The organism is Snodgrassella sp. B3837, from assembly GCF_026535955.1.
GTDB lineage: Bacteria > Pseudomonadota > Gammaproteobacteria > Burkholderiales > Neisseriaceae > Snodgrassella > Snodgrassella alvi_E.
Map to the genome: position 1 here is coordinate 332,431 of NZ_JAFNPI010000006.1, position 20,497 is coordinate 352,927.

Sequence of the window (20,497 nt, forward strand, 5' to 3'; positions counted from 1 at the left end):
TGGTTAAAATCCGGTTTACAGACTCTTTTATTTTATTCGTGCTCCAACTGCACTTCTAAATTATCAATTAGACGTGTCGTCCCCAGTATAGCAGCCGCAACAATTACCAGATTTTTATCAGAAATCTGAGCTTTTGTCAGCGTTTGTGCGTGTCTGACTTCAATATAATCCACTTCCCAGCCATGCTGTTGCAAATAGGTTGCTGCACTATTTTCTAAAGCAGCAAATTGCCGATTTCCTCTTCGCATTGCTTCAGCCATAGTCCTCAACTGCGCCGATAGCTGCGCTGCCTGTTCACGTTGTTCAATTGTCAGATAGCCATTACGGCTAGACAAAGCCAAACCACTATCAGCACGCTCAATTTCAACCGGAATAATGTCAATATCCATATTCAGATCCTGCACCATTCCCTTTATTACCGCCAGTTGTTGATAATCCTTTTTACCAAAACACGCCACATCCGGCTGCACAATATTAAAGAGCTTTGTCACAATTGTGGCCACACCTCGAAAATGGCCAGGACGACTACGGCCGCAGAGCTCATTCTGAATAGCCGGCGGTTCAACAAAATATTGCTGCGTTCCATTTGGATACAATTCAGTTTCTGACGGCGCAAACACCACATCAGCACCGGCCTCAGTCAGCTTTTCCACATCCTCAGCCAATGTCCGCGGGTATAGCTCAAAATCTTCGCCCACTCCAAACTGAATGCGATTAACAAATATGCTCACCACTACCGCATCAGCGTGTGCTTTGGCAGTACGCACCAAAGCCAGATGACCGGCATGCAAGTTTCCCATTGTCGGCACCAGAGCCACCCTTTTCACTTGCTTGCGCCATGAACGCAGTTCAGTAATGGTATGAAATATATGCATTATTTATCCTGTTAGACTTAATCAAATTACACCAGCACAAAATTATGTAAAGTCATGTCTCCATGAAAGCGGGATTATAGCACCGCTAAGCAGTATCACAGTGTACGGATAAAGCTTGTTTCAACAGTGAAATATGTTACTATCAAGCCATACATGGCGATAAGGATGCATATTTTGAATTGCAAACCATTGTATGGTAAGCAGCCTTCAGCCAATAATTTCAATAGAATTCAGGGAGTGTATATGAAAATCAAATACTGGCTGACCGCTGTAGCCGCGTGTTCTGCACTGATACTATCTGCCTGTGGTGGCAGCAACAGCAATTCTGCTTCTGCACCTGCTCAGTCCGGTGCAGATAAAACCTATATAGTTGGCACCAATGCCGAATTTGCACCTTTTGAATCCCGCACAGCCGATGGTTCGCTCACCGGTTTTGATATTGATTTGCTCAATGCCATGGCCAAAGCTGGCAATTTCAAAGTACAGTTTAAAGATCAGCCATGGGATGGACTATTTGCCAGCCTCAATAACGGCGATCTAGACATTGTGGCTTCCGGTGTGACCATCACTGATGAGCGTAAACAAAGTATGCTATTTAGTGACCCGTATTTTGATATTTCTATGATGGTACTTACACCAAAAGCCAAAACATTCCATTCGCTGGCTGAATTAAATAATATGCATCGTGTAGCCGTAGCCACAGGCCAAACTGGTGATTTGGCAGTACAAAAAGTATTGGGTGCGCAAAGCACAAAAATTGCCCGTTTTGACAGCGTGCCCCTAGCCATCAAAGAGCTTGAAAATGGTGGTGTAGAAGCCATGGTATCCGATGGTGCCGTAATCAGTAATTATGTTAAAGCCAACGGTGCTGATAAATTCACCATTAATAAGGTACCTGAATTCGGTGTTGACCATTACGGCTTTGTGGTTCGCAAAGGCGATACAGCCACTGTGGAGAAACTGAATGATGCACTTAAAAAAATCCGCGCTAGTGGCGAATATGACAAAATATATGCAAAATACTTTTCCAACTAAAATTTAATTTGCATTCAGAAGAAAAACAGCCCGTTATCCTAAATAGCGGGCTGAACTGTATGTGTCAACATTCTGGCCAAAGCCATATCTACTTTAGTTTCCATTTTTTCAAAACGCATCTGCACATTTGGCTTTTATTTCACAGCGTTCTAAAATAGCCAACTCGTTAAAATAAGCTAAAACTAAAATGAGTTATCAAATAACGGTTTTACCAGCTGGTGAAACTTTTCAGGCACCAGAGGGAACATCACTGCTACAGGCAGCAATCGATCAGGGGATCATGCTGCCGCATGCGTGTAAAAGCGGCTGCTGCGGAGCGTGCAAAGCTCAGCTAGTCAAGGGTCAAACTACTGAAATCAACCCACAGTCTGCCCTGAACAGTAATGACACAAATCAGCAGGATATATTACTGTGCTGCCAAAGTGCCAAAACAGACCTAACTCTATATTTGCCCAACTATAATGGCCATTCAGCACAACCAGTACAAACGCTGACTGCACGAATTGAAGATATTCGCTATTGTGGCCATACTGCCATCCTATCGCTGAAGCTGGCACAGCGAAAACCATTTCATTTCACTGCCGGCCAATATATCGATATTGTGCTATCCGAGAATCAGCGCCGTAGTTATTCGATAGCGGGTTTTGACACAAACCGCCGGCAGTTAATTATCCATGTACGACGTCACCATGGTGGCGTCTTTTCCGAACAACTCTTTGATGGCCGCTTGCGCCCGAAAGACATTCTGCATTTTCACGGGCCACTGGGCAATTTTCAGTTAAACCGTCAGCAAAAACCACTTATTATGTTGGCCTCCGGTACCGGTATTGCACCGATTGAAGCCATGTTGGAAACACTGAATCAACAGCAATTTCAACTACCGGTATCAATCTACTGGGGTATGGCAGCAGAAGAAAAATTGTATGATGCTGCCGTGCTGGATAAGCTTTGTTCTGAGTTAGCACAGGCACAGTGGTCAGCTGTATTGTCGCATCCATCGGCATTATGGAAAGGTGCACGTGGCTATGTTCAACATGCGGCACTGGCTGCTCATCCAGATATGAGTAAATATGAAGTGTATGCATGCGGCCATCCGCAAATGATACATCAGGCCAAAAATTTATTTACAAATCAGGCTGGATTGCCTGAAGACGCATTTTTTGCTGATAACTTCACCCCAGCTGTCTGAGTGATCTATGAAACTAACGCCCCGTAAACATTATGCACTGAATGTATTACTCTTACTTATTTACAGCATCGTAATGATTTATGCACTGGCCTACCCGCCAAATCCTAACCGCATTATTGAAACATGGCTGGTCAGCATATTATTGCAACGTTTCTGCTCACGACTATGGTGCATCATGATGTGGCTGAGCGCAATCATTGTTCTGTTCTATCATCCTACTGCGACTCTGTACGGAAGACCGAGTTTTGGCATCGTCACTTCATTACTTAGTACCACAGCCAGTGAAGCAAGTGAATACATAGCAGCCATATCATGGCATACCTATGTAATGACAATTGTTCTGGCCGCTATACCGCTACTCATTATGCGTTTCAGCCGCCATACGGCTGTCCCACGCTGGCGCGGCTACTGGGCTATTCCGTTTGTAATCGTACTAATGGTAATGACAGTACAGACAGCGCGCAAAGGCTATACTACCGGTGGATTTGCCCTACGTGCACAGCCAATAGAATTTCTGGCCGATGCTTATCTGCAACCGCGTGCCTACTTCGCCGAACTAGCAAAGATGAAAGCCGACTTAGCTAAACCAGATAATTGGCAAATTAGCAGTAGTCAACAGCAATACCGCAACTATGTATTGATTATTGGTGAAAGTGCCCGCGCAGATTATTTACATCTATACGGATTCAAATATCCGGACACCCCGTTTCTGGACAGGCACGCCAGCATCATCATGGATAACATGCTGTCTGCCGGTCCCAATACGCCCATCTCGCTCTTACATGGTCTTACCCTTAGCCATGGTAAATCATTCTCAATTCAGAATAATGTGATTACTCTAGCGAAAAAAGCCGGTATGGATACAGCATGGTTGTCAAATCAGGGGGCACTTGGACAATACGATACATCCATTTCAACGATTGCTCATCAGGCCAATCACATCACATTTCTAAAAACTACCGGCTACGATTTCGGCCAACGCAGTTATGATAATCAGCTCATTAAGCCATTGCAGAAAGTACTGGCTCAGCCTCTGGTTGCTGGTCAGTCCCGCCTGATTGTATTGCACATTATGGGTTCTCATCCCAATCCATGCGACCGGCTGCCCAACCCACCACAGCACTATGTGGAAAATAACAACAGTAATTGCTATATCGATACCATTCGTCAGACAGACACTCTATTAAGCCAGATATATACAACATTGCAGCAAAATGGTGAGCCTTTCAGCATGTTGTATTTTAGTGACCATGGCCTGAGTCATGACAAAAACACCTTTGAGAAAAACAGTTTAGTACGTTCTTCAAGCATCCTGCGCCACAACGACCATTTTTATCAGAATTATCATGTCCCGCTAGTCATTATCAACAGTGGTCAGCCTCGGCAGACACACAATCAGGCTCAGCGTAGTGGGCTGGAACTATTAGACGGAATTGCACAATGGTTGGGCATCCACTCACCACAACTACCATTTGCCAATCAGTTTTTCAGCACGGCAAACAGTAACAATCCGCAGGTTCTCGACTTCAACCAGCATTTACAATCCGTCAAACAGCTGCGGAATGATCCTTTGCCTGCGGATTTACAGTAAATAAACTCACTATACTAACTATCTGTAATAAAAAATAAATATCCCTGCCAAATTTATTCAGCAGGGATATAACATTAATTTTGATTTAATTTTCTTAAACATTTTCATTTGATTTGTATCAAAACACACTCAAATGAAAACATTATAATGAATTTACTTTGATTGGTTTCCTCTTGATGTGTGTGTTTAAGTGTGGCGTTTCGCCACACTTTTTTTTATTTTAATTTTAGCTTTCTTAATCAAATCATTCAATTGTTACCGATTCCTTTTTCTTAGAACCGGATTGATTGGCGGCAGAAAAAACCAGCTTCACTTCATCAGACTGCGGCAAATAATCAATCAATACATCACCTCCTTCACTCAGACGGCCGAAGAGCAACTCATCAGCCAGCAGCTTACGAATACGCTCCTGAATCAACCGGTGCATGGGACGAGCACCCAGTGCAGCATCAAAACCGTGTTTGGCCAAATAGCTGCGTAAAGTTGGTGTAAATTCTGCCACCACCTGTTTAGCCAGCAACTGCTGCTCCAGTGCCAACAAAAACTTATCCACGACTTTCGCAATTATCGCTTGATCCAGAGCCGTGAATGGCACAATTGCATCCAGACGGTTGCGGAATTCAGGCGAAAACGCTTTCTCAATAACGGCCAGACTATCGACTTGTCCACGCTTTCCTGTAAAGCCCAAATTAGGCTTAGCCAATTCAGCAGCACCGGCATTGGTGGTCATAATCAGAATAACATTCCGGAAATCCGCACTGCGTCCATTATTATCCGTAAGATTGGCATAATCCATCACCTGCAACAACACATTGAACACATCCGGATGTGCCTTTTCAATTTCATCCAGCAGCAGCACACAATATGGTTGCTTATTGACTGCATCAGTAAGTAATCCGCCCTGCTCAAAGCCCACATAACCCGGCGGAGAACCTATTAGACGCGAAACAGCATGTGGTTCCATATATTCCGACATATCAAACCGCAGCAAAGGCAAGTCCAGGAGCTGCGCCAGCTGTTTGGCAACTTCAGTTTTGCCAACGCCGGTCGGGCCGGCAAACAAAAAGCTGCCAATCGGCTTATCCGGCTGTTTGAGACCAGAGCGCGCCATTTTAATCGACGCTACCAGTACATCAATAGCTTGATCTTGTCCAAATACTTTTGCTTTTAAATTATCAGCCAGAAAGCGCAATACCTGCTTATCATCATGTGAAACAGTGGTTTCTGGAATACGTGCAACTTTTGCCACAATCGCCTCAATTTCAGCACGGCCGATAACTTTACGTTGTCTGGATTTCGGCTGGGTTTTTTGTGCTGCCGCGGCCTCGTCTATAATATCAATAGCTTTATCTGGCAGAAAGCGCTCATTAATGTAGCGAGCAGACAACTCAGCAGCTGCCTGAAGCGCACCTCGCGTGTAGCGTACCTGATGGAAATTTTCAAATGCAGGTCGCAACCCTTGTAATATCTGCACCGTTTCAGTTACCGATGGTTCTACAATATCTATTTTCTGAAATCGTCGGCTTAAAGCATGATCCTTATCAAAAATAGTACGGTATTCCTGATAAGTTGTGGCGCCAATACAGCGCATACTACCTTTAGCCAATGCCGGCTTAAGCAAATTAGACGCATCCATCGTGCCGCCAGACACACTGCCGGCACCTATAATGGTATGAATTTCATCAACAAACAATACCGCCTTATCTAGTTCGCCCAATTCTTTAATAACGGCTTTCATGCGTGCTTCAAAATCACCGCGATACTTAGTACCGGCAAGCAAAGCGCCCATATCCAGCGAAAAAACCACTGATCCTTTGATAGATTCTGGCACCTTATCATGTACCAGCATATAAGCCAGCCCTTCTGCCAGTGCCGTTTTACCCACACCGGCTTCACCTACCAGTAAAGGATTATTCTTACGCCGCCGGCACAATGTCTGAATCAGGCGCTGCATCTCCTCATTACGGCCAATAAGCGGGTCAATTCGGCCGGCAAGAGCCTCCCTGTTCAGATTAACAGTATAATTTTCTAAAGCTTTTACTTCTGCCTTGCCCGCATCTGCCTCATTATTTTGTTCAGTTTTTTTATTCTGAACCGGATTATGATTGCCAAGTGTCAGATAGCGCAGCACATCCAGACGGTTCACTGACTGCGATTCAAGAAAATAAACCGCGTGGCTGTCCTTTTCTGACATAATGGCCACCAGAACATCCACAGGTGTCACCTCACCTTCAGTATGCGCAGCACGTACATGCACAATTGCCTGCTGCAATACACGCTGAAATCCAAGCGTAGGCTCCAACTCAGACTGCTCTGCTACGCTTTCCGGCAACACCGGAGTATTCTCATGGATACTTTGCTGAAGCTGTTTGGCTAGCAATTCATTATCCACCCCTACAGCCCGTAGCACCCCACTCACTTCTTCACTTTGCTGCAACAGGCCGAGCAGTAAATGCTCCACACCAATAAACTCAAACGCATGGTTCCGAGCCTCGGCATAAACATACTGCAGAATTTTTTCTAGTTGCGCCGAAATCATACCCGACCTCCTGACAAAGTAACATTTTCAATTCAGAATACATCACACTGCATTATCAGCATATACATGAAGCACTCACGTTAAAAATCAAGTAACACCCGCCGAGTGTACCGTGGCATCTAGGTTTTAATACAACATCTCATTCTTCTTCAGTCAGACACCGCAAAGGAAAGCCAGCAGCTTCGGCACGTTCAAGCACCTGATTGCATTTGGTTTCGGCAATATCCTTCTGAAACACACCACACACACCGCGTCCAGACTCATGCACCATCAGCATAATGGCAATCGCCTGAGTATGTGGCAAATGAAACACTTCCATGAGTACAGTTACCACAAAATCCATCGGTGTGTAATCATCATTCAACAATACCACTTTATAGCGCTTCGGTGGCTTTAACATGCTTTCCTGATTCTGGCTAACAGTTTGTGTTCTAGTATTTGACATTGTGCATAAATCTACATGTATCTGTGGGTTTTTAGTAACGGTTTTAATAATTTTATCATTTTTCGGTAAGCTTGCTTGACGTTAGTTCTTAACCTATGTAAAAAGACTACTTAACAAGTCAGACATAGACTGCCAAACAAATAGTTGTACATCTGTTCACTAATTTGTAGGTTCTACTGTGTCGCAAACTTGTTCTTTATTTTGTTTTTTATGTATAGGAAGTTTCATGGCAACTGGTATTGTTAAGTGGTTTAACGACGCTAAAGGTTTTGGTTTTATTACACCTGATGAAGGTGGTGAAGATTTGTTTGCTCATTTCTCTGCAATCAATATGAACGGCTTCAAAACCTTGAAAGAAGGTCAACGCGTATCTTTTGACGTGACCACCGGTCCAAAAGGTAAACAAGCGGCCAACATTCAGGCAGCTTAATCTTAGCCGGTTGTCCGGTTAGACAAAAATAGCGGCAATGCCGCTATTTTCTGTTTGATACTGAATATACTTACATTCTGCAATTACCAGTAGCCTGTCATTTATTCATATCAGCTCAATCAGGACCAGTTGGTTAGTTTAGACACATCAAATTTAATAGAATTCAAATAAATAACTGAATTTGCTAAATAAATAGCTGGTCCGATTTTTAATTTATTGTACTTAAAAACCTGAATAATGTCCTGATTCAGAAAATCCTATCCGTTCCCCATCAGATTACAATCTCATAAGCAACCATATTAACCACCCTGCTGTTCTATTTATCTAAACTTCTTACCGATCTGCACAAAAAAACCGCAGCCTATTAGAAGCTGCGGTCTTCAACTCAAATCTGATCGTTATTCTGCTTGAACGGATGTTCCGGCTGGAAGCAGTAAATTCAGCACTATCGCCAGTAAAGCACATAGCCCTACACCAGCAAAAGCCATGGTACCGATTTTCACAACCATGCCACCTACACCCACAATCAAAACAGAACTCACAATCACCAGATTACGCGGTTGCATTAAATCCACTTTAGCATCAATCAGCGTTTTTAGCCCCAGAGAAGCAATCGTGCCAAATAGTAGCAACATGATACCGCCCATTACAGGCAATGGAATTGAGCTCAGAAAAGCATTAAATTTGCCAAAAAAGGCCATTAAAATCGCAAACACAGCTGCCCATGTCATAATTACCGGATTACTATTCTTGGTAATCATCACCGCACCTGTAACTTCACCGTAGGTTGTTACCGGAGGGCCGCCGATTAAACCGGCAATACACACACCCAAACCATCTCCAGCTAAAGTTCGATGTAAACCGGGGTCTTTCACATAATCATTACCCGTCACCTTACCAATAGCCATAATTCCGCCAATGTGCTCAATAGCCGGCGCAATCGCTACCGGCAGCATAAACAGCGCAGCCTGCCAATTAACTTGCGGAGTAGCAAAATGGGGAACAGCAAACCACGGCGCCGCAGCCATAGCACTGGTATCCACCATTCCGGTTAGCAATGCCATTATATAACCGGCTGCCACACCTATCAGAATCGGAATCAAACGCATCATCTTACTGCCGAATACCGTCACAATAACTGTTACCGCAAAAGTAAAACCCGACAAAAACAGCGAATGCGCATAATCCACAACTTGTTTATCTCCGGACTTACCCATAGCCATATTACAGGCTACCATCGCCACAGAAAGCCCAATTACCATAATCACCGGACCAATAACCACCGGCGGCAGCAAACGGTGCACCGAAGCCAGCCCGCGCCACTTAATCAGCGCAGCAAAGACAAAATACATAAAGCCAGCAGCGAACAGGCCAAACATAGTCGAACCCAACCCCCATTCCTGCATGGCATATATAATCGGGGCAATAAATGCAAATGAAGAACCCAGATATATCGGCACCTTACGTTTAGTACAAATCTGAAATAATAATGTGCCTACACCCGCACCCATCAGCGCCAGAGCTGGATTTAGCCCTGTTAACAACGGCACCAGAACCATGGCACCAAAGGCCACAAATAAAATTTGTGCGCCGGCCAGCGCTAGTTTAAATTGGTGTCCCACCCAGACACTCCCCATAAAATAATCAAAAACTCTTCATTATAGTCTAGTACCAAATAAAAAATAGTTATAATTTGTCGCCAATCAGCTAAAGCTTGAATAATTTAATTAATTTTTAAATCATAGCCTTATTTGTAAATTTAAAAAATAATTCCCATTAACTCTTGCGTATTTGTTCATTATTGCGCATAATGCGCCTCTCTTTAGCCGGCATAGCTCAGTTGGTAGAGCAGCTGACTTGTAATCAGAAGGTCCCGAGTTCGACTCTTGGTGCCGGCACCAGTTAAAAAAAAGCGTAATCAAACGATTACGCTTTTTTATTTGCAATTTAATCATTACATCTCTCGAATAATCAGTCCACAATCTAAGTTTTCCCTTCTGCACACCTAGTCTAATAATAACGCACCCGCACAATATATAACCTATGGATTACAACGCTAATCAGTTGAGCCAGCCTAAACAAAACATCCGGTACAAATAAAATACTGACTTTTATTTTCTGAAGATTTAGAGTCGAAGAAGCCTCCCACTCCTTCAAATCCATTGAGTATCTTGCTTTTCAAGTCATTCCCAACGCTTTATTAGCACCTTCACCCATAAAAACAGTCATAACTCATCCCAATTTACATAATTGATGACTGAAACAATTAATTCAGGTATTTATATTTACTTTAAAATAATGGTTGTGTTGTTAAACTCTCATCTATATCCAAAAAAATACTGTTAGGCAAGACTATCCAACTACATTAGATGCAACCAATAAATAAAACTGATTAATAAATTTTAGTATTTATTAATCAATCCATATAAGAGCACCCTCATCACAAATTAATAATTCAATACAGCAAATAAAAAAAATTCAATTAAAATAAATTGTTAATCAATAATCTTCATCTCAAGTAACTATTACATCTGTTAAATTATTGTTAGCAGAAACCAATAATTTGTTTTAGAATATGCAAAAGCTGAACCAACATCGCCCATCCACCTGAGCTGCTCAGGATTACTGGATGGCGTTTTTAATTGTGGCCGACTCAGCATAAATGTAAATTGCAATAATCAACTCATGTCTCATACTACCTATCAGTTAAAACCGCATGAACGCCCAATGATGGCCGGTTCCCCTTCCTTTCCGGACCATCCGTGGAAACGCCGCGTCTGCTATGCCATCATCGGCGTGATCGTAGGCTTAACTGCCGGATTTACCAATGGCATGATGCTGGCCAATATTCCTCAGATTCAAGGCTATTTGGGGCTGACACCCGAGCAAGGAGGCTGGATACAAGTCTCTTATTACATGTTTAGTGCCATTATTAGCGTCTTACTATTTAAAATTCGACAGAATTTCGGCTTGCCACGTTATGTTAGCTATATCGTTACGGGACTAATCATTACCAACTGCCTGCAATTCTTTTTCCATGATTATCATATGGAATTATTTGCTCGCGGTATGAGCGGACTCGTAGGCGGCAGTTTAAATAGCATGGCCATGTACTATATGATGCAAGCCATGCCCGCTATACATCGCGGTAAGGGCATACTACTCGGCCTCGGCTTGACCCAGCTAAGCCAGCCTCTGGCCAGATTTCTTTCCCCTTTGCTGTTGCAGCACGAACAATTTCAGCTAGTGTTCAGCTTTCAGCTTGGCATGGCGTTGCTGGTATGCGGAGCCGTATGGCTACTTCCTATTCCTTCTGGCTATCTGGAAAAATCATTCGAAAAAATCGACCTAATTAGTTTTCCTCTAATGGCTGCAGGCATCGCCTTTATTTCCGCTGGTGCAGTGCAGGGACGCATTGTCTGGTGGGACAAAGACTGGATTGGCTGGCTGTTTGTTGCCGGCGTTGTATGCTGTATGCTTTCCGTAATTATTGAATACAACCGCAAGCGGCCAATGTTTGATATCAAATGGATGATGCATACCAACGGCATGTTACAGGTATTGGTTTTCGGCTCACTTATCCGCGTAGCCCTGTCCGAGCAAAACATGGGGGCAGCTGGTCTAATGACAGCATTAGGTCTAAGTAACGATCAGATGATTCATTTCTATGCCGTAACATCTTGTGGCGCAGCATTGGGACTAATGACTAGCGTACTAACATTCAAACCTACCGATATCAAATTACCACTGGTGATTTCATTCGCCATCATCGCCATTGCCAGCTTTATGGAAGTTGGACAAAATCAGTGGTCGCGACCAGTGAATTTTTACCTACCAGAATTCATGATTGCTTTTGCATCATTATTCTTTTTCGGTCCTGTGATGATGGAGGGTATGATTCGCGCGCTGGCCAAAGATCCTGTTTACATCATGAGCTTCTCCGCTGTATTTGGATTTTCACAAACTGTCGGTGGTCTAATTGGTTCAGCTCTGCTGAACGCCTTTATCACCATCCGTACCCGTGTGCATTTAATCAATAGCGCCGATGGTTCCTATTTAACTGACCCTCAGGTTAATCAACTCATCCAGCAAAATGCGCAAGCCAGCCAGCGATTCAGCTTCGACAGCACATGGAATCACGCATATGGCGTGAGTAAATTGATTCAGCAAGATACCATGCTGGCACAAGTAGCCGCTTACAATGATTTATTCGTTACCGTAGGCATTGGTTCATTAATCTGTTTTCTAGTAGTTGGTGCACAACGCTGGTGGCATCAGCTGCATGGCACCAACCCTATCGGAAAAGAACTCAGAGGCTTTGCAGCAGCACGCCAGCGCGCGATGCAGGAACCGCCCAAACAATAAGCTGAAATAATATTTAGGATAATAATGACAAACACACCACAAAACACATCTGGACAAAAACCAGATACCGAAACAAACAAGCCTGAAAACTCGGCATCTGCCACCCAAAATTTAGGCAGCGCCTCTTCATCAGCACAGACCGGTGACAAACAGACCAGTTCAAATCAAAATAACGGTGCTGCGGCCGCCGGCCAGAATAACACGTCACCCACTCAGCCATCAGCCAATCAGTGGCAGCCACCTAAACGCAAATGGTTTGTCACCGCTATGCTGGTACTGGTGCTGATGCTGGGTGTTCTAATGATTTTACGCGCATGGAAATTGCCACCATTTCGCAATTCCATGGTTTCTACCGATAATGCTTATGTACGAGGCCAGACCACTATCATTAGCCCTCAGGTCACCGGCTATGTTACCAAAGTATATGTACAGGATTTTGATGAAGTAAAAGCTGGTCAGCCACTTATTCAGATAGATGATCGCATCTATAAACAGAAAGTAGCGGCTGCGGAAGCCGGAATTGGTCTGCAAGATAGCTCCCTAGCTAATTACGAACAAAACCGCCGTATCAAAGAAGCCAATCTGGTTGCCAGAGAAGCAGATATAGCCAATGCACAGGCTCAGCTGGAAAAAGCACAGGCCGATATGGCAAGGGTAAATGTACTGGTGGCAGACGGCTCTCTGTCTTTGCGTGAGCGTGACCAGACACGTGCCGCATTAAAACAGGCACAAACCGGCGTTGCAGAAGCCAAAGCCCAGTACCGCGTTGCTCAGGAAGACCTGAAAAGCACCCATGTCAATAAGGGCGGCCTGAAAGCCAATGTGGATAATGCACATGCCCAGCTAGGTCTGGCACAGATTGACTTGTCCAATACGGTAGTGAGAGCGCCGGAAAACGGCCGTCTAAGTGAAATCAGCGTTAAAAATGGCCAACTAGTAAATGCTGGCACACAATTAATGTTTCTGGTACCGGCACGCAAATGGGTAGTGGCCAATTTCAAAGAAGCTCAGACAGCCAATATTCGAGTTGGTCAGCCAGCATGGTTTACCGTAGACGCATTAAACGGCACCAAAATCAGAGGTACAGTGGAAAAAATCTCACCAGCTGCAGGCAGTGAATTTTCCGCTATCAAACCTGATACTACCACTGGCAACTTTGTCAAAGTACCGCAACGCATTGCCGTACGCATCCGTATCGATAACCATAATGAACTATTTGAACGCCTGCGTCCCGGCATGTCGGTAGTAGTCAGTATTGATACCACTAGGGTGAAAGCATGAACGCCCCATTGATTAAGTTATCCATACTTACGGCTATGGCCATCAGCCTCAACGGTTGTATTCCTCGTATACCGGCTGTACCGGCCACAGCACGAGTACAAGCCCCCGCTCACTGGCACGAACAATCCACAACAACTAGTCAGAACGCAGATGCTCAATGGTGGAAACAGCTGAATGACCCTGTGCTGGATCAGCTCATCAATGAAGCTCTATCAAACAATATTGATTTAGCTCTGGCTCAGACCCGTGTTCAGGAAGCACTAGCTCAGGAACACGCCTCGCGCGCCTCGTTGCTACCCACACTGGAGGCCAGCGGTGGCACCACCCGCCAGAAAAGTCTGAATGCGTTTGGAGTGGCCACTTTAACACGAGTAGAACAGCCCAGTTTTCAGGCCGCCTATGAACTGGATGTATTCGGTAAAAACCGCCATGCCTATCAGGCTGGCCGTTTAAACCGACAAGCCACTGAAACGGCCGAAGCTGCCACACGCCTGAGTGTAATCAGCACCACAGTGAAATCCTATATTACCCTACGAGCTCTGGATGAAAAACTCAATCTGCTACAAAAAACATTAGATGCACGACAGCGCGAACTGAAAATTGCCCAGTCCAAAGCCAATGTTGGTTATACATCCAAACTTGAGCTAAATCAGGCACAAGCAGAGTATGCCGCCACATTGCAGCAGATTCCAGTAGTCCAATCGAGTATCAGCCAGCAAGAACATGCATTGAGTATGCTGGTTGGTTCCAGCAGCCGCACCATTGGGCGTGGTTTACCATTATCCCAACTGCAAGCACCGGCCATTCCTGACATGCTGCCGTCTGAACTGATGCAGAATCGTCCAGATATAGTTCAATCTTCATTATTACTGGCTGCCAGTGATGCCAATCTGGCTTCAGCGCGAGCACAGTTTCTACCGTCAGTAAAAATCAGTGCTGCTTTTGGCCGCATTTTTTCCACTGCTCCGATTAAAGAACCGGTAAACGTCTGGAGTATAGGCGGCAGTATACTGGCACCCATCTTTGAAGGCGGTAGTATCAAGGCCAACTTTGATTTGAATGTAGCCAGACGCAACGAAGCTGCATGGAATTATCGAAAAACCGTGCTCACAGCGCTAAAAGAAGTGGAAGACCAGCTCTCCGCTAGCTACCGTCTGCAAGAACAGGAACAAGCATTGGAAATGGAGCAGAAAGCACTGGCAAGTGCTCTACATCACGCTAGCAACCGCTATCGTGCCGGATATTCACCTTACTTAGACGTACTGGATAGTCAGCGCAATTTGCTCAGTGTAGAAAGTCAGCTAATTCAGAGTAAAGCGGATTACCTGAACGCACAGGTTTCACTATATCAGGCCTTGGGTGGCGGCTGGACACCAGCTAGAAACACTGATACCCATCATTGATACTAGGACTTATTTCTCGAAACAAGCATAATTTTTTTTAACGGTCAGTCAGCACCCTGCTGCAAATTGGCACAACAACCAGTATGTTAAAATTGATTTTTAATTAGTATTCGTTTAATCAGTTTTATTATGTTTATTGCTTCAGAACACATCGACCGGCTATTACCACAAACCCAGTGCAGGCAATGTGGCTATCAGGGCTGTGCCCCTTATGCACAGGCATTAAGCCGAGGCGAGGCAGCCATTAATCTGTGTACACCGGGAGGAATGGCCGTTATCTGTGATCTGGCGCAATTACTCAATGTACCGGTTATCCCTCCTGCTGATACCAATAAAGCTCAGCAGCCTAAGGCTATAGCCATCATTGATGAAGACGAATGTATTGGGTGTACCGCCTGTATCAAAGCCTGCCCTGTAGATGCCATTTTTGGTGCAACAAAGCAAATGCATACCGTTATTACCAGCGAATGCAGTGGATGTGAATTATGTCTCCCCCCCTGTCCGGTAGACTGTATCCATATGCAGCCAGTAGCAGACCAATGGTTACCCCGCTCTCGTGTTTTAACTGAAGACATTCAAAATGAGCGCTTTGCCGCAGCTAAACAGGCTCATACCCGTTTCCAACACCGTAACGAACGCTTGCATCGTCTACAAAAACAAAAACAACAGCAACTACAGGCACGGCAGAAGAAAACCTCAGCCACAACAACTAAATTAAATTCAGCAAGCAACATCAATCCAGCGGCTCTGATTGCCAAAGCCATGGCTAAAGCTCATACTCAGCAGCAGCAACGACGTGTGCCGGATAATCACGATTCATTTCAGCAACAGCAGATTGCCAAAGCTCAGCAACAGGCCAGTTACCGCCGCGCCATGCGTGATTTCCAGTATGGAAATGAAAAGCAAAAAGCAGAGGCACAGGAATGGCTGCGTTTATACAAACAACAGCACGAATCCCAACAATAATGCGCTTAACCTGACAAAATTAAATAAAAATGCTAAAATTATAGGCTAAATTAAAATTATTTAGCTGTATAAATTAACGAAATTAAACAAATGAAAAAGCTGAAACTGATTCTGGCTACCGTGACTGCCTTGTTAATGGTGAGTGCCTGTGCCATTGCAGATAAACCCAATACCCGTTATCTGTCCGGTAACTGGCAAATTCGTACTTTAAATGGTGAGCCTACCCCTGATACCAGCGCTCGAATCCGTTTCGACCCAAATACACACCAATATTATGCTTTTTTTGGCTGTAATCATATCCAAGGTAACTACCGAGATTTTCGCCACACTCTGCATCTAAGCCAACCGTTCGGTATCGATAAAATGTGTGCCAACATCGAAGATGAACGCACCGGTACCGGTACCCTCGGTTTCGTTAATTCATGGCGTATCATCAACGATACCACCGGAGTGCGGCTGCAACTGTTAGATAAACAGCACTATGTACGTGTCGAAGCTCGTTTATTAAAAGACGCCGACAACGAACAACATTAATCTTTTCATTACCTTAGTAGTAATAAATAATCTACAAGCACTTACAAAACAAAATAGCCACATTATCTCCGAGACAATGTGGCTATTTAATTACTCTGAATTAATGCGGAGCAATCATATCTTCAGGAATCACCCACTCATCAAACTCTTCGGCAGTGAGGAAACCCAGCTCAATAGCAGCCTGTTTCAGGCTGGTATTTTGCGCATAGGCAGTTTTGGCGATTTTAGCAGCTTTTTCATAGCCGATATGGCGGTTCAGAGCTGTAACCAGCATTAGAGAATGATGCAAATTGGCATCAATTTTTTCACGTACCGGCTCAATACCTTCCGCACAACGCAGATTAAAACTATTACATGCATCCGCCAATAAGCGAACTGATTGCAGAATATTAAACACCAGCACAGGCATAAACACATTCAGCTCAAAGTTACCGGACGCACCAGCTACTGTAATCGTCGTGTCGTTACCCATTACTTGAGCTGCGACCATCGTCATAGCCTCGCACTGAGTAGGATTCACTTTACCCGGCATAATGCTTGAGCCAGGCTCATTGGCTGGAATAGTAATTTCACCAATGCCACAGCGCGGGCCACTGGCCAGCCAGCGGATATCGTTAGCAATCTTGTTCAGACTTACTGCCAGTGTCTTCAGGCTACCAGAAGCAAACACCACAGCATCACGGCCAGCAAGTGCTTCAAATTTATTTGGTGCAGTTACAAACGGTAAACCAGTCAGTTCTGCTAGTTTTGCTGCCGCTTTTACCGCATATTCCGGATGGCTGTTCAGGCCAGTGCCCACAGCAGTACCGCCCAATGGTAACTCATACAACCAGTGCAATGCTTGTTGCAAACGTTCTAAACCATGATCCAACTGGCTAACATAGCCACTGAATTCCTGTCCTAGTGTCAGCGGTGTAGCATCTTGCAAATGTGTACGGCCAATTTTAACTATATCCTTGAAGGCTTCAGCTTTCGCCGCCAATGTGTTTCTCAATGCTTTTACTGTTGGCAACAAATGCTGATTAATTTGGATAGCCGTCGCCACATGAATGGCTGTCGGGAATGAATCATTGGTAGATTGAGCATGATTCACATGATCATTTGGATGCACTGGTTTGTAGCTACCACGAGGCTGTCCGGCAATTTCGTTTGCCACATTAGCCAGAACCTCATTCATGTTCATATTGCTCTGCGTACCAGAACCAGTCTGCCACACAACCAGAGGAAACTGATCTGCCAGTTCGCCAGCCAGAACACGTTCTGCCGCCTGTACAATCAGTCCGGCACATTCGTCACTAATGCGTCCGAGCTGCTGATTGGTCAATGCAGCTGCCTTTTTTACCAAAGCCATGGCCTGAATCATGGCTGGCGGCAAAGTTTCACCACCGATATCAAAATTTTGCAGGCTACGCTGAGTTTGCGCTCCCCAATAAACATTTTCAGATACAGCGATCTCACCCATGCTGTCATGTTCAATACGTGTATTCATAACGTCTCCATGATTGCGCACACATTTTATTTAAAATAAAACAAATATTTGTGCAGCGGTCAGGCATTAACTACACTCGCAGACCCTCTGGAATATATTTAATCCCCATTCTAAAGAAGCTTAATTGTGCAGCGATTCAGCTATCTTAGCCACCAATTTATCACATTTGTAAATAGATATTAATATAAACATAAGATTTGATTATAAATTTCCAACATCATTTACCTATCAACACTTAACTGAACTTAGATACAAATTCCTAAGCTAAGATCCTAACTGCATGCCACTCTAACAGCAATTGATTATGAAAAAAAATAATAGAGGGAACAGTTTGTGGCAGAATAGAAACTACCAAACAACACATATAAAATAATGGATATAGCCTTTCAGTTTTCAGCATTACTGGCACTGGGCATAGGTGCACAATGGCTGGCGTGGTATCTGAAACAACCATCCGTACTGTTTCTGTTGTTCACTGGCATAATCATTGGGCCAGTGCTGGGATGGTTTCAGCCTGATAAAGTCATGGGCGACCTCCTTTTTCCGTGTATTTCTTTAGGTGTAGCCATTATCTTGTTTGAAGGCGCCCTTACGCTGCAATTTCACGAAATCAGCCAGCATGGCCGTGTAGTTCAAAATCTGGTGACCTTTGGTACCCTCATTACCATTGCAGTATTATCACTAGCTACTTACTGGTTGTTCAATCTGGATATACGGGTGGCTATACTGTTTGGTGCCCTCGTATGTGTCACCGGCCCCACCGTTATCGCGCCCATGCTACGCAGCGTCAGGCCACGTACAAAAATTGCCAATATTCTGCGCTGGGAAGGCATTATTATCGACCCCATCGGCGCCATTGCCGTTGTACTCGTCTATGAGTACATAGTTTCCAACGGCCACGAAAATTCACTGCTGCTTTTTAGCAAAATTGTGCTGGTAGCTGTAATCTGTGGCGGGCTGGGTGCTGTAATTCTCGCCAATGCCATCAAACGCTATTGGCTGCCGGAATACATGCGCAACGTCGTTACCTTCGCATTTGTGCTTATTCTGTTCTCTATTTCCAACTATCTGGAAAGCCAATCCGGCTTGCTCACGGTAACGATTTTAGGACTTACACTAGCTAACTGGCCCCAATTTCCACGCCAAAGTATTCTGGCGTTTAACGAATCCCTTACCTTACTCTTTATTCCGACATTATTCATTATCCTTGCCGCACGTATGGACCTAGCTGCGCTACTTGGTCTTGGCTGGCACGGATTGTTGCTACTGATGATTGCCATGTTCGTTGCGCGTCCGTTGGCCGTGTGGTTTTCTTCTATCCACTCCGGTTTAACCGTGCAGGAAAAACTAATGATAAGCTGGATCGGACCGCGTGGTATTGTCGCAGCCTCGATTGCCTCATTGTTTGCAATGCGTTTAGAACACCAGCATTTAGCCGGTACAGAATTACTGGCACCATTGGTATTTCTAATAATTATTGGTACCGTGTTGATTCAGGGGCTGGGCGCAAAAACAATTGCCATCATCTTGAAAGTACGCGAACCAGCCAATAACGGCGTACTGATTGTTGGCAGCAATGATGTCGCCCTGATGCTGGCTAATACCCTAAAACAACTGAATATCGATGTTTTGGTTGCCGATTATCACTACATACAGATTGCCCGTGCCCGCATGCAGGGTCTTCGCACCTATTTCGGTAATCCGGTATCAGAAAATGCACAGACACAACTAGACCTAATTGGCATTGGCCATTTGTTCGCCGTCAGCCGCGATAAAGAACTGAATACCTTATGTGAACTCCAATTTCGGCATGAATTCGGCGAGCAGAATATCTATCGTATCCGTTTTGCCGAAGAACAGCATTTAACCGCTCGCGCCCAGAAACAACATCAGTTTGTTTCCCGCCAACTGTTTGAAAAAGAGGTGACATTCGGGCGTCTGGAAAACATGCTAAACAAGCAGGCTCGGATAAAAATTACCAACATTACTGCTGCCTACAACTATCAGCAGTACTGTCATGACCATCCGCAAGCAATTCCTCTGTTCTTACAGGATAAAAACAATACCTTATATATCATCAGCAGTGAGTTTCAGCCAGCATCTGCCATTGGAAAAAGATTAATTGCATTGGATTACTGAGCATCAGTTCCGAAAGTCTCAGCGACTATTGGCTCATTCAACAATTTGCTGTCTGAATCAGATTACAATTAGCTAATTTTCCGGCCAATCCAACAAGCGCTAATACTGATGACACGTCTGCAGCACTCGGTGCCAGCAAATATGTAAGCATTGCCAGATAAATCTTCTGCCTGATATAAAATCAATATAAGATTGTTTTATGTTTTATGTGCAAAC

Annotated in this window: 15 protein-coding genes and 1 tRNA gene; 11 read left to right on the top strand and 5 right to left on the bottom strand. The window is 44.4% G+C overall.

What is annotated here, in order from left to right; all coding sequences use genetic code 11:
* Window positions 1-32: 32 nt before the first annotated feature.
* A complete protein-coding gene (gene panC / locus J3U67_RS02525; RefSeq protein WP_267390160.1) occupies window positions 33-875 on the bottom strand; it encodes a pantoate--beta-alanine ligase in 843 nt (280 codons plus the stop codon).
* A gap of 243 nt (window positions 876-1,118) precedes the next feature.
* Here panC and J3U67_RS02530 point away from each other — a divergent pair, with 243 nt between their 5' ends.
* From J3U67_RS02530 to J3U67_RS02540, 3 genes are all read left to right on the top strand, one after another.
* Window positions 1,119-1,910 carry a basic amino acid ABC transporter substrate-binding protein gene (locus J3U67_RS02530; RefSeq protein WP_100140235.1) on the top strand — a complete coding sequence of 264 codons (792 nt, stop codon included), beginning with the start codon at window positions 1,119-1,121 and terminating at the stop codon, window positions 1,908-1,910.
* A 187-nt stretch (window positions 1,911-2,097) separates the two neighbouring features.
* Window positions 2,098-3,099 carry a 2Fe-2S iron-sulfur cluster-binding protein gene (locus J3U67_RS02535; protein ID WP_267390159.1) on the top strand — a complete coding sequence of 334 codons (1,002 nt, stop codon included), beginning with the start codon at window positions 2,098-2,100 and terminating at the stop codon, window positions 3,097-3,099.
* Between the two features lie 7 nt (window positions 3,100-3,106).
* On the top strand, window positions 3,107-4,690 hold the full coding sequence (locus J3U67_RS02540; RefSeq protein WP_267403618.1) for a sulfatase-like hydrolase/transferase: 1,584 nt from the start codon (window positions 3,107-3,109) through the stop codon (window positions 4,688-4,690).
* Between the two features lie 244 nt (window positions 4,691-4,934).
* On the opposite strand, the gene clpA is transcribed toward J3U67_RS02540, so the two are convergent.
* Window positions 4,935-7,229 (bottom strand): ATP-dependent Clp protease ATP-binding subunit ClpA, encoded by a 2,295-nt coding sequence (gene clpA, locus J3U67_RS02545; RefSeq protein WP_267390155.1) that lies wholly within the window; start codon window positions 7,227-7,229, stop codon window positions 4,935-4,937.
* Between the two features lie 139 nt (window positions 7,230-7,368).
* Window positions 7,369-7,674: an ATP-dependent Clp protease adapter ClpS gene (clpS, locus tag J3U67_RS02550; protein ID WP_100140028.1), complete on the bottom strand. Its 306-nt coding sequence runs from the start codon at window positions 7,672-7,674 to the stop codon at window positions 7,369-7,371.
* 226 nt (window positions 7,675-7,900) lie between these two features.
* On the opposite strand from clpS, the gene J3U67_RS02555 reads away from it, so the two are divergent.
* Entirely contained in the window at window positions 7,901-8,104 is a 204-nt protein-coding gene (locus J3U67_RS02555; protein ID WP_025330479.1) for a cold-shock protein, read from the top strand.
* A gap of 398 nt (window positions 8,105-8,502) precedes the next feature.
* Here the strand turns inward: J3U67_RS02555 and J3U67_RS02560 are convergent, their stop codons facing one another.
* Window positions 8,503-9,741 (bottom strand): uracil-xanthine permease family protein, encoded by a 1,239-nt coding sequence (locus J3U67_RS02560; protein ID WP_100152432.1) that lies wholly within the window; start codon window positions 9,739-9,741, stop codon window positions 8,503-8,505.
* Between the two features lie 188 nt (window positions 9,742-9,929).
* Here J3U67_RS02560 and J3U67_RS02565 point away from each other — a divergent pair.
* The 6 genes from J3U67_RS02565 (at window position 9,930) to J3U67_RS02590 (ending at window position 16,653) form a co-directional block, all read left to right on the top strand.
* Window positions 9,930-10,005, top strand: a tRNA-Thr gene (locus tag J3U67_RS02565).
* Window positions 10,006-10,789: 784 nt separating this feature from the next.
* A complete protein-coding gene (locus J3U67_RS02570) occupies window positions 10,790-12,469 on the top strand; it encodes an MFS transporter (RefSeq protein WP_100140026.1) in 1,680 nt (559 codons plus the stop codon).
* Window positions 12,470-12,493: 24 nt separating this feature from the next.
* Window positions 12,494-13,750, top strand: a complete 1,257-nt coding sequence (locus J3U67_RS02575) for an HlyD family secretion protein (protein WP_267403624.1) — start codon at window positions 12,494-12,496, stop codon at window positions 13,748-13,750.
* Window positions 13,747-15,153, top strand: coding sequence for an efflux transporter outer membrane subunit (locus J3U67_RS02580; protein ID WP_267403626.1), 1,407 nt, complete (start codon window positions 13,747-13,749; stop codon window positions 15,151-15,153). Before J3U67_RS02575 ends, J3U67_RS02580 begins: the two co-directional genes overlap by 4 nt.
* Before the next feature lie 129 nt (window positions 15,154-15,282).
* On the top strand, window positions 15,283-16,119 hold the full coding sequence (locus tag J3U67_RS02585; protein ID WP_267403628.1) for an RnfABCDGE type electron transport complex subunit B: 837 nt from the start codon (window positions 15,283-15,285) through the stop codon (window positions 16,117-16,119).
* Window positions 16,120-16,209: 90 nt separating this feature from the next.
* Window positions 16,210-16,653, top strand: a complete 444-nt coding sequence (locus J3U67_RS02590; RefSeq protein ID WP_267390149.1) for an META domain-containing protein — start codon at window positions 16,210-16,212, stop codon at window positions 16,651-16,653.
* A 100-nt stretch (window positions 16,654-16,753) separates the two neighbouring features.
* On the opposite strand, the gene fumC is transcribed toward J3U67_RS02590, so the two are convergent.
* On the bottom strand, window positions 16,754-18,142 hold the full coding sequence (gene fumC, locus J3U67_RS02595) for a class II fumarate hydratase (RefSeq protein WP_100140021.1): 1,389 nt from the start codon (window positions 18,140-18,142) through the stop codon (window positions 16,754-16,756).
* 372 nt (window positions 18,143-18,514) lie between these two features.
* Here fumC and J3U67_RS02600 point away from each other — a divergent pair, with 372 nt between their 5' ends.
* Window positions 18,515-20,281: a cation:proton antiporter gene (locus J3U67_RS02600; RefSeq protein WP_267403630.1), complete on the top strand. Its 1,767-nt coding sequence runs from the start codon at window positions 18,515-18,517 to the stop codon at window positions 20,279-20,281.
* Window positions 20,282-20,497 lie beyond the last annotated feature (216 nt).

Excerpts from the sequence above, each read along its gene's own strand:
- panC (WP_267390160.1), bottom strand. The coding sequence starts at position 875 with ATGCATATATTTCATACCATTACTGAACTGCGTTCATGGCGCAAGCAA.
- J3U67_RS02530 (WP_100140235.1), top strand. The coding sequence starts at position 1,119 with ATGAAAATCAAATACTGGCTGACCGCTGTAGCCGCGTGTTCTGCACTG.
- J3U67_RS02535 (WP_267390159.1), top strand. The coding sequence starts at position 2,098 with ATGAGTTATCAAATAACGGTTTTACCAGCTGGTGAAACTTTTCAGGCA.
- J3U67_RS02540 (WP_267403618.1), top strand. The coding sequence starts at position 3,107 with ATGAAACTAACGCCCCGTAAACATTATGCACTGAATGTATTACTCTTA.
- clpA (WP_267390155.1), bottom strand. The coding sequence starts at position 7,229 with ATGATTTCGGCGCAACTAGAAAAAATTCTGCAGTATGTTTATGCCGAG.
- clpS (WP_100140028.1), bottom strand. The coding sequence starts at position 7,674 with ATGTCAAATACTAGAACACAAACTGTTAGCCAGAATCAGGAAAGCATG.
- J3U67_RS02555 (WP_025330479.1), top strand. The coding sequence starts at position 7,901 with ATGGCAACTGGTATTGTTAAGTGGTTTAACGACGCTAAAGGTTTTGGT.
- J3U67_RS02560 (WP_100152432.1), bottom strand. The coding sequence starts at position 9,741 with ATGGGGAGTGTCTGGGTGGGACACCAATTTAAACTAGCGCTGGCCGGC.
- J3U67_RS02570 (WP_100140026.1), top strand. The coding sequence starts at position 10,790 with ATGTCTCATACTACCTATCAGTTAAAACCGCATGAACGCCCAATGATG.
- J3U67_RS02575 (WP_267403624.1), top strand. The coding sequence starts at position 12,494 with ATGACAAACACACCACAAAACACATCTGGACAAAAACCAGATACCGAA.
- J3U67_RS02580 (WP_267403626.1), top strand. The coding sequence starts at position 13,747 with ATGAACGCCCCATTGATTAAGTTATCCATACTTACGGCTATGGCCATC.
- J3U67_RS02585 (WP_267403628.1), top strand. The coding sequence starts at position 15,283 with ATGTTTATTGCTTCAGAACACATCGACCGGCTATTACCACAAACCCAG.
- J3U67_RS02590 (WP_267390149.1), top strand. The coding sequence starts at position 16,210 with ATGAAAAAGCTGAAACTGATTCTGGCTACCGTGACTGCCTTGTTAATG.
- fumC (WP_100140021.1), bottom strand. The coding sequence starts at position 18,142 with ATGAATACACGTATTGAACATGACAGCATGGGTGAGATCGCTGTATCT.
- J3U67_RS02600 (WP_267403630.1), top strand. The coding sequence starts at position 18,515 with ATGGATATAGCCTTTCAGTTTTCAGCATTACTGGCACTGGGCATAGGT.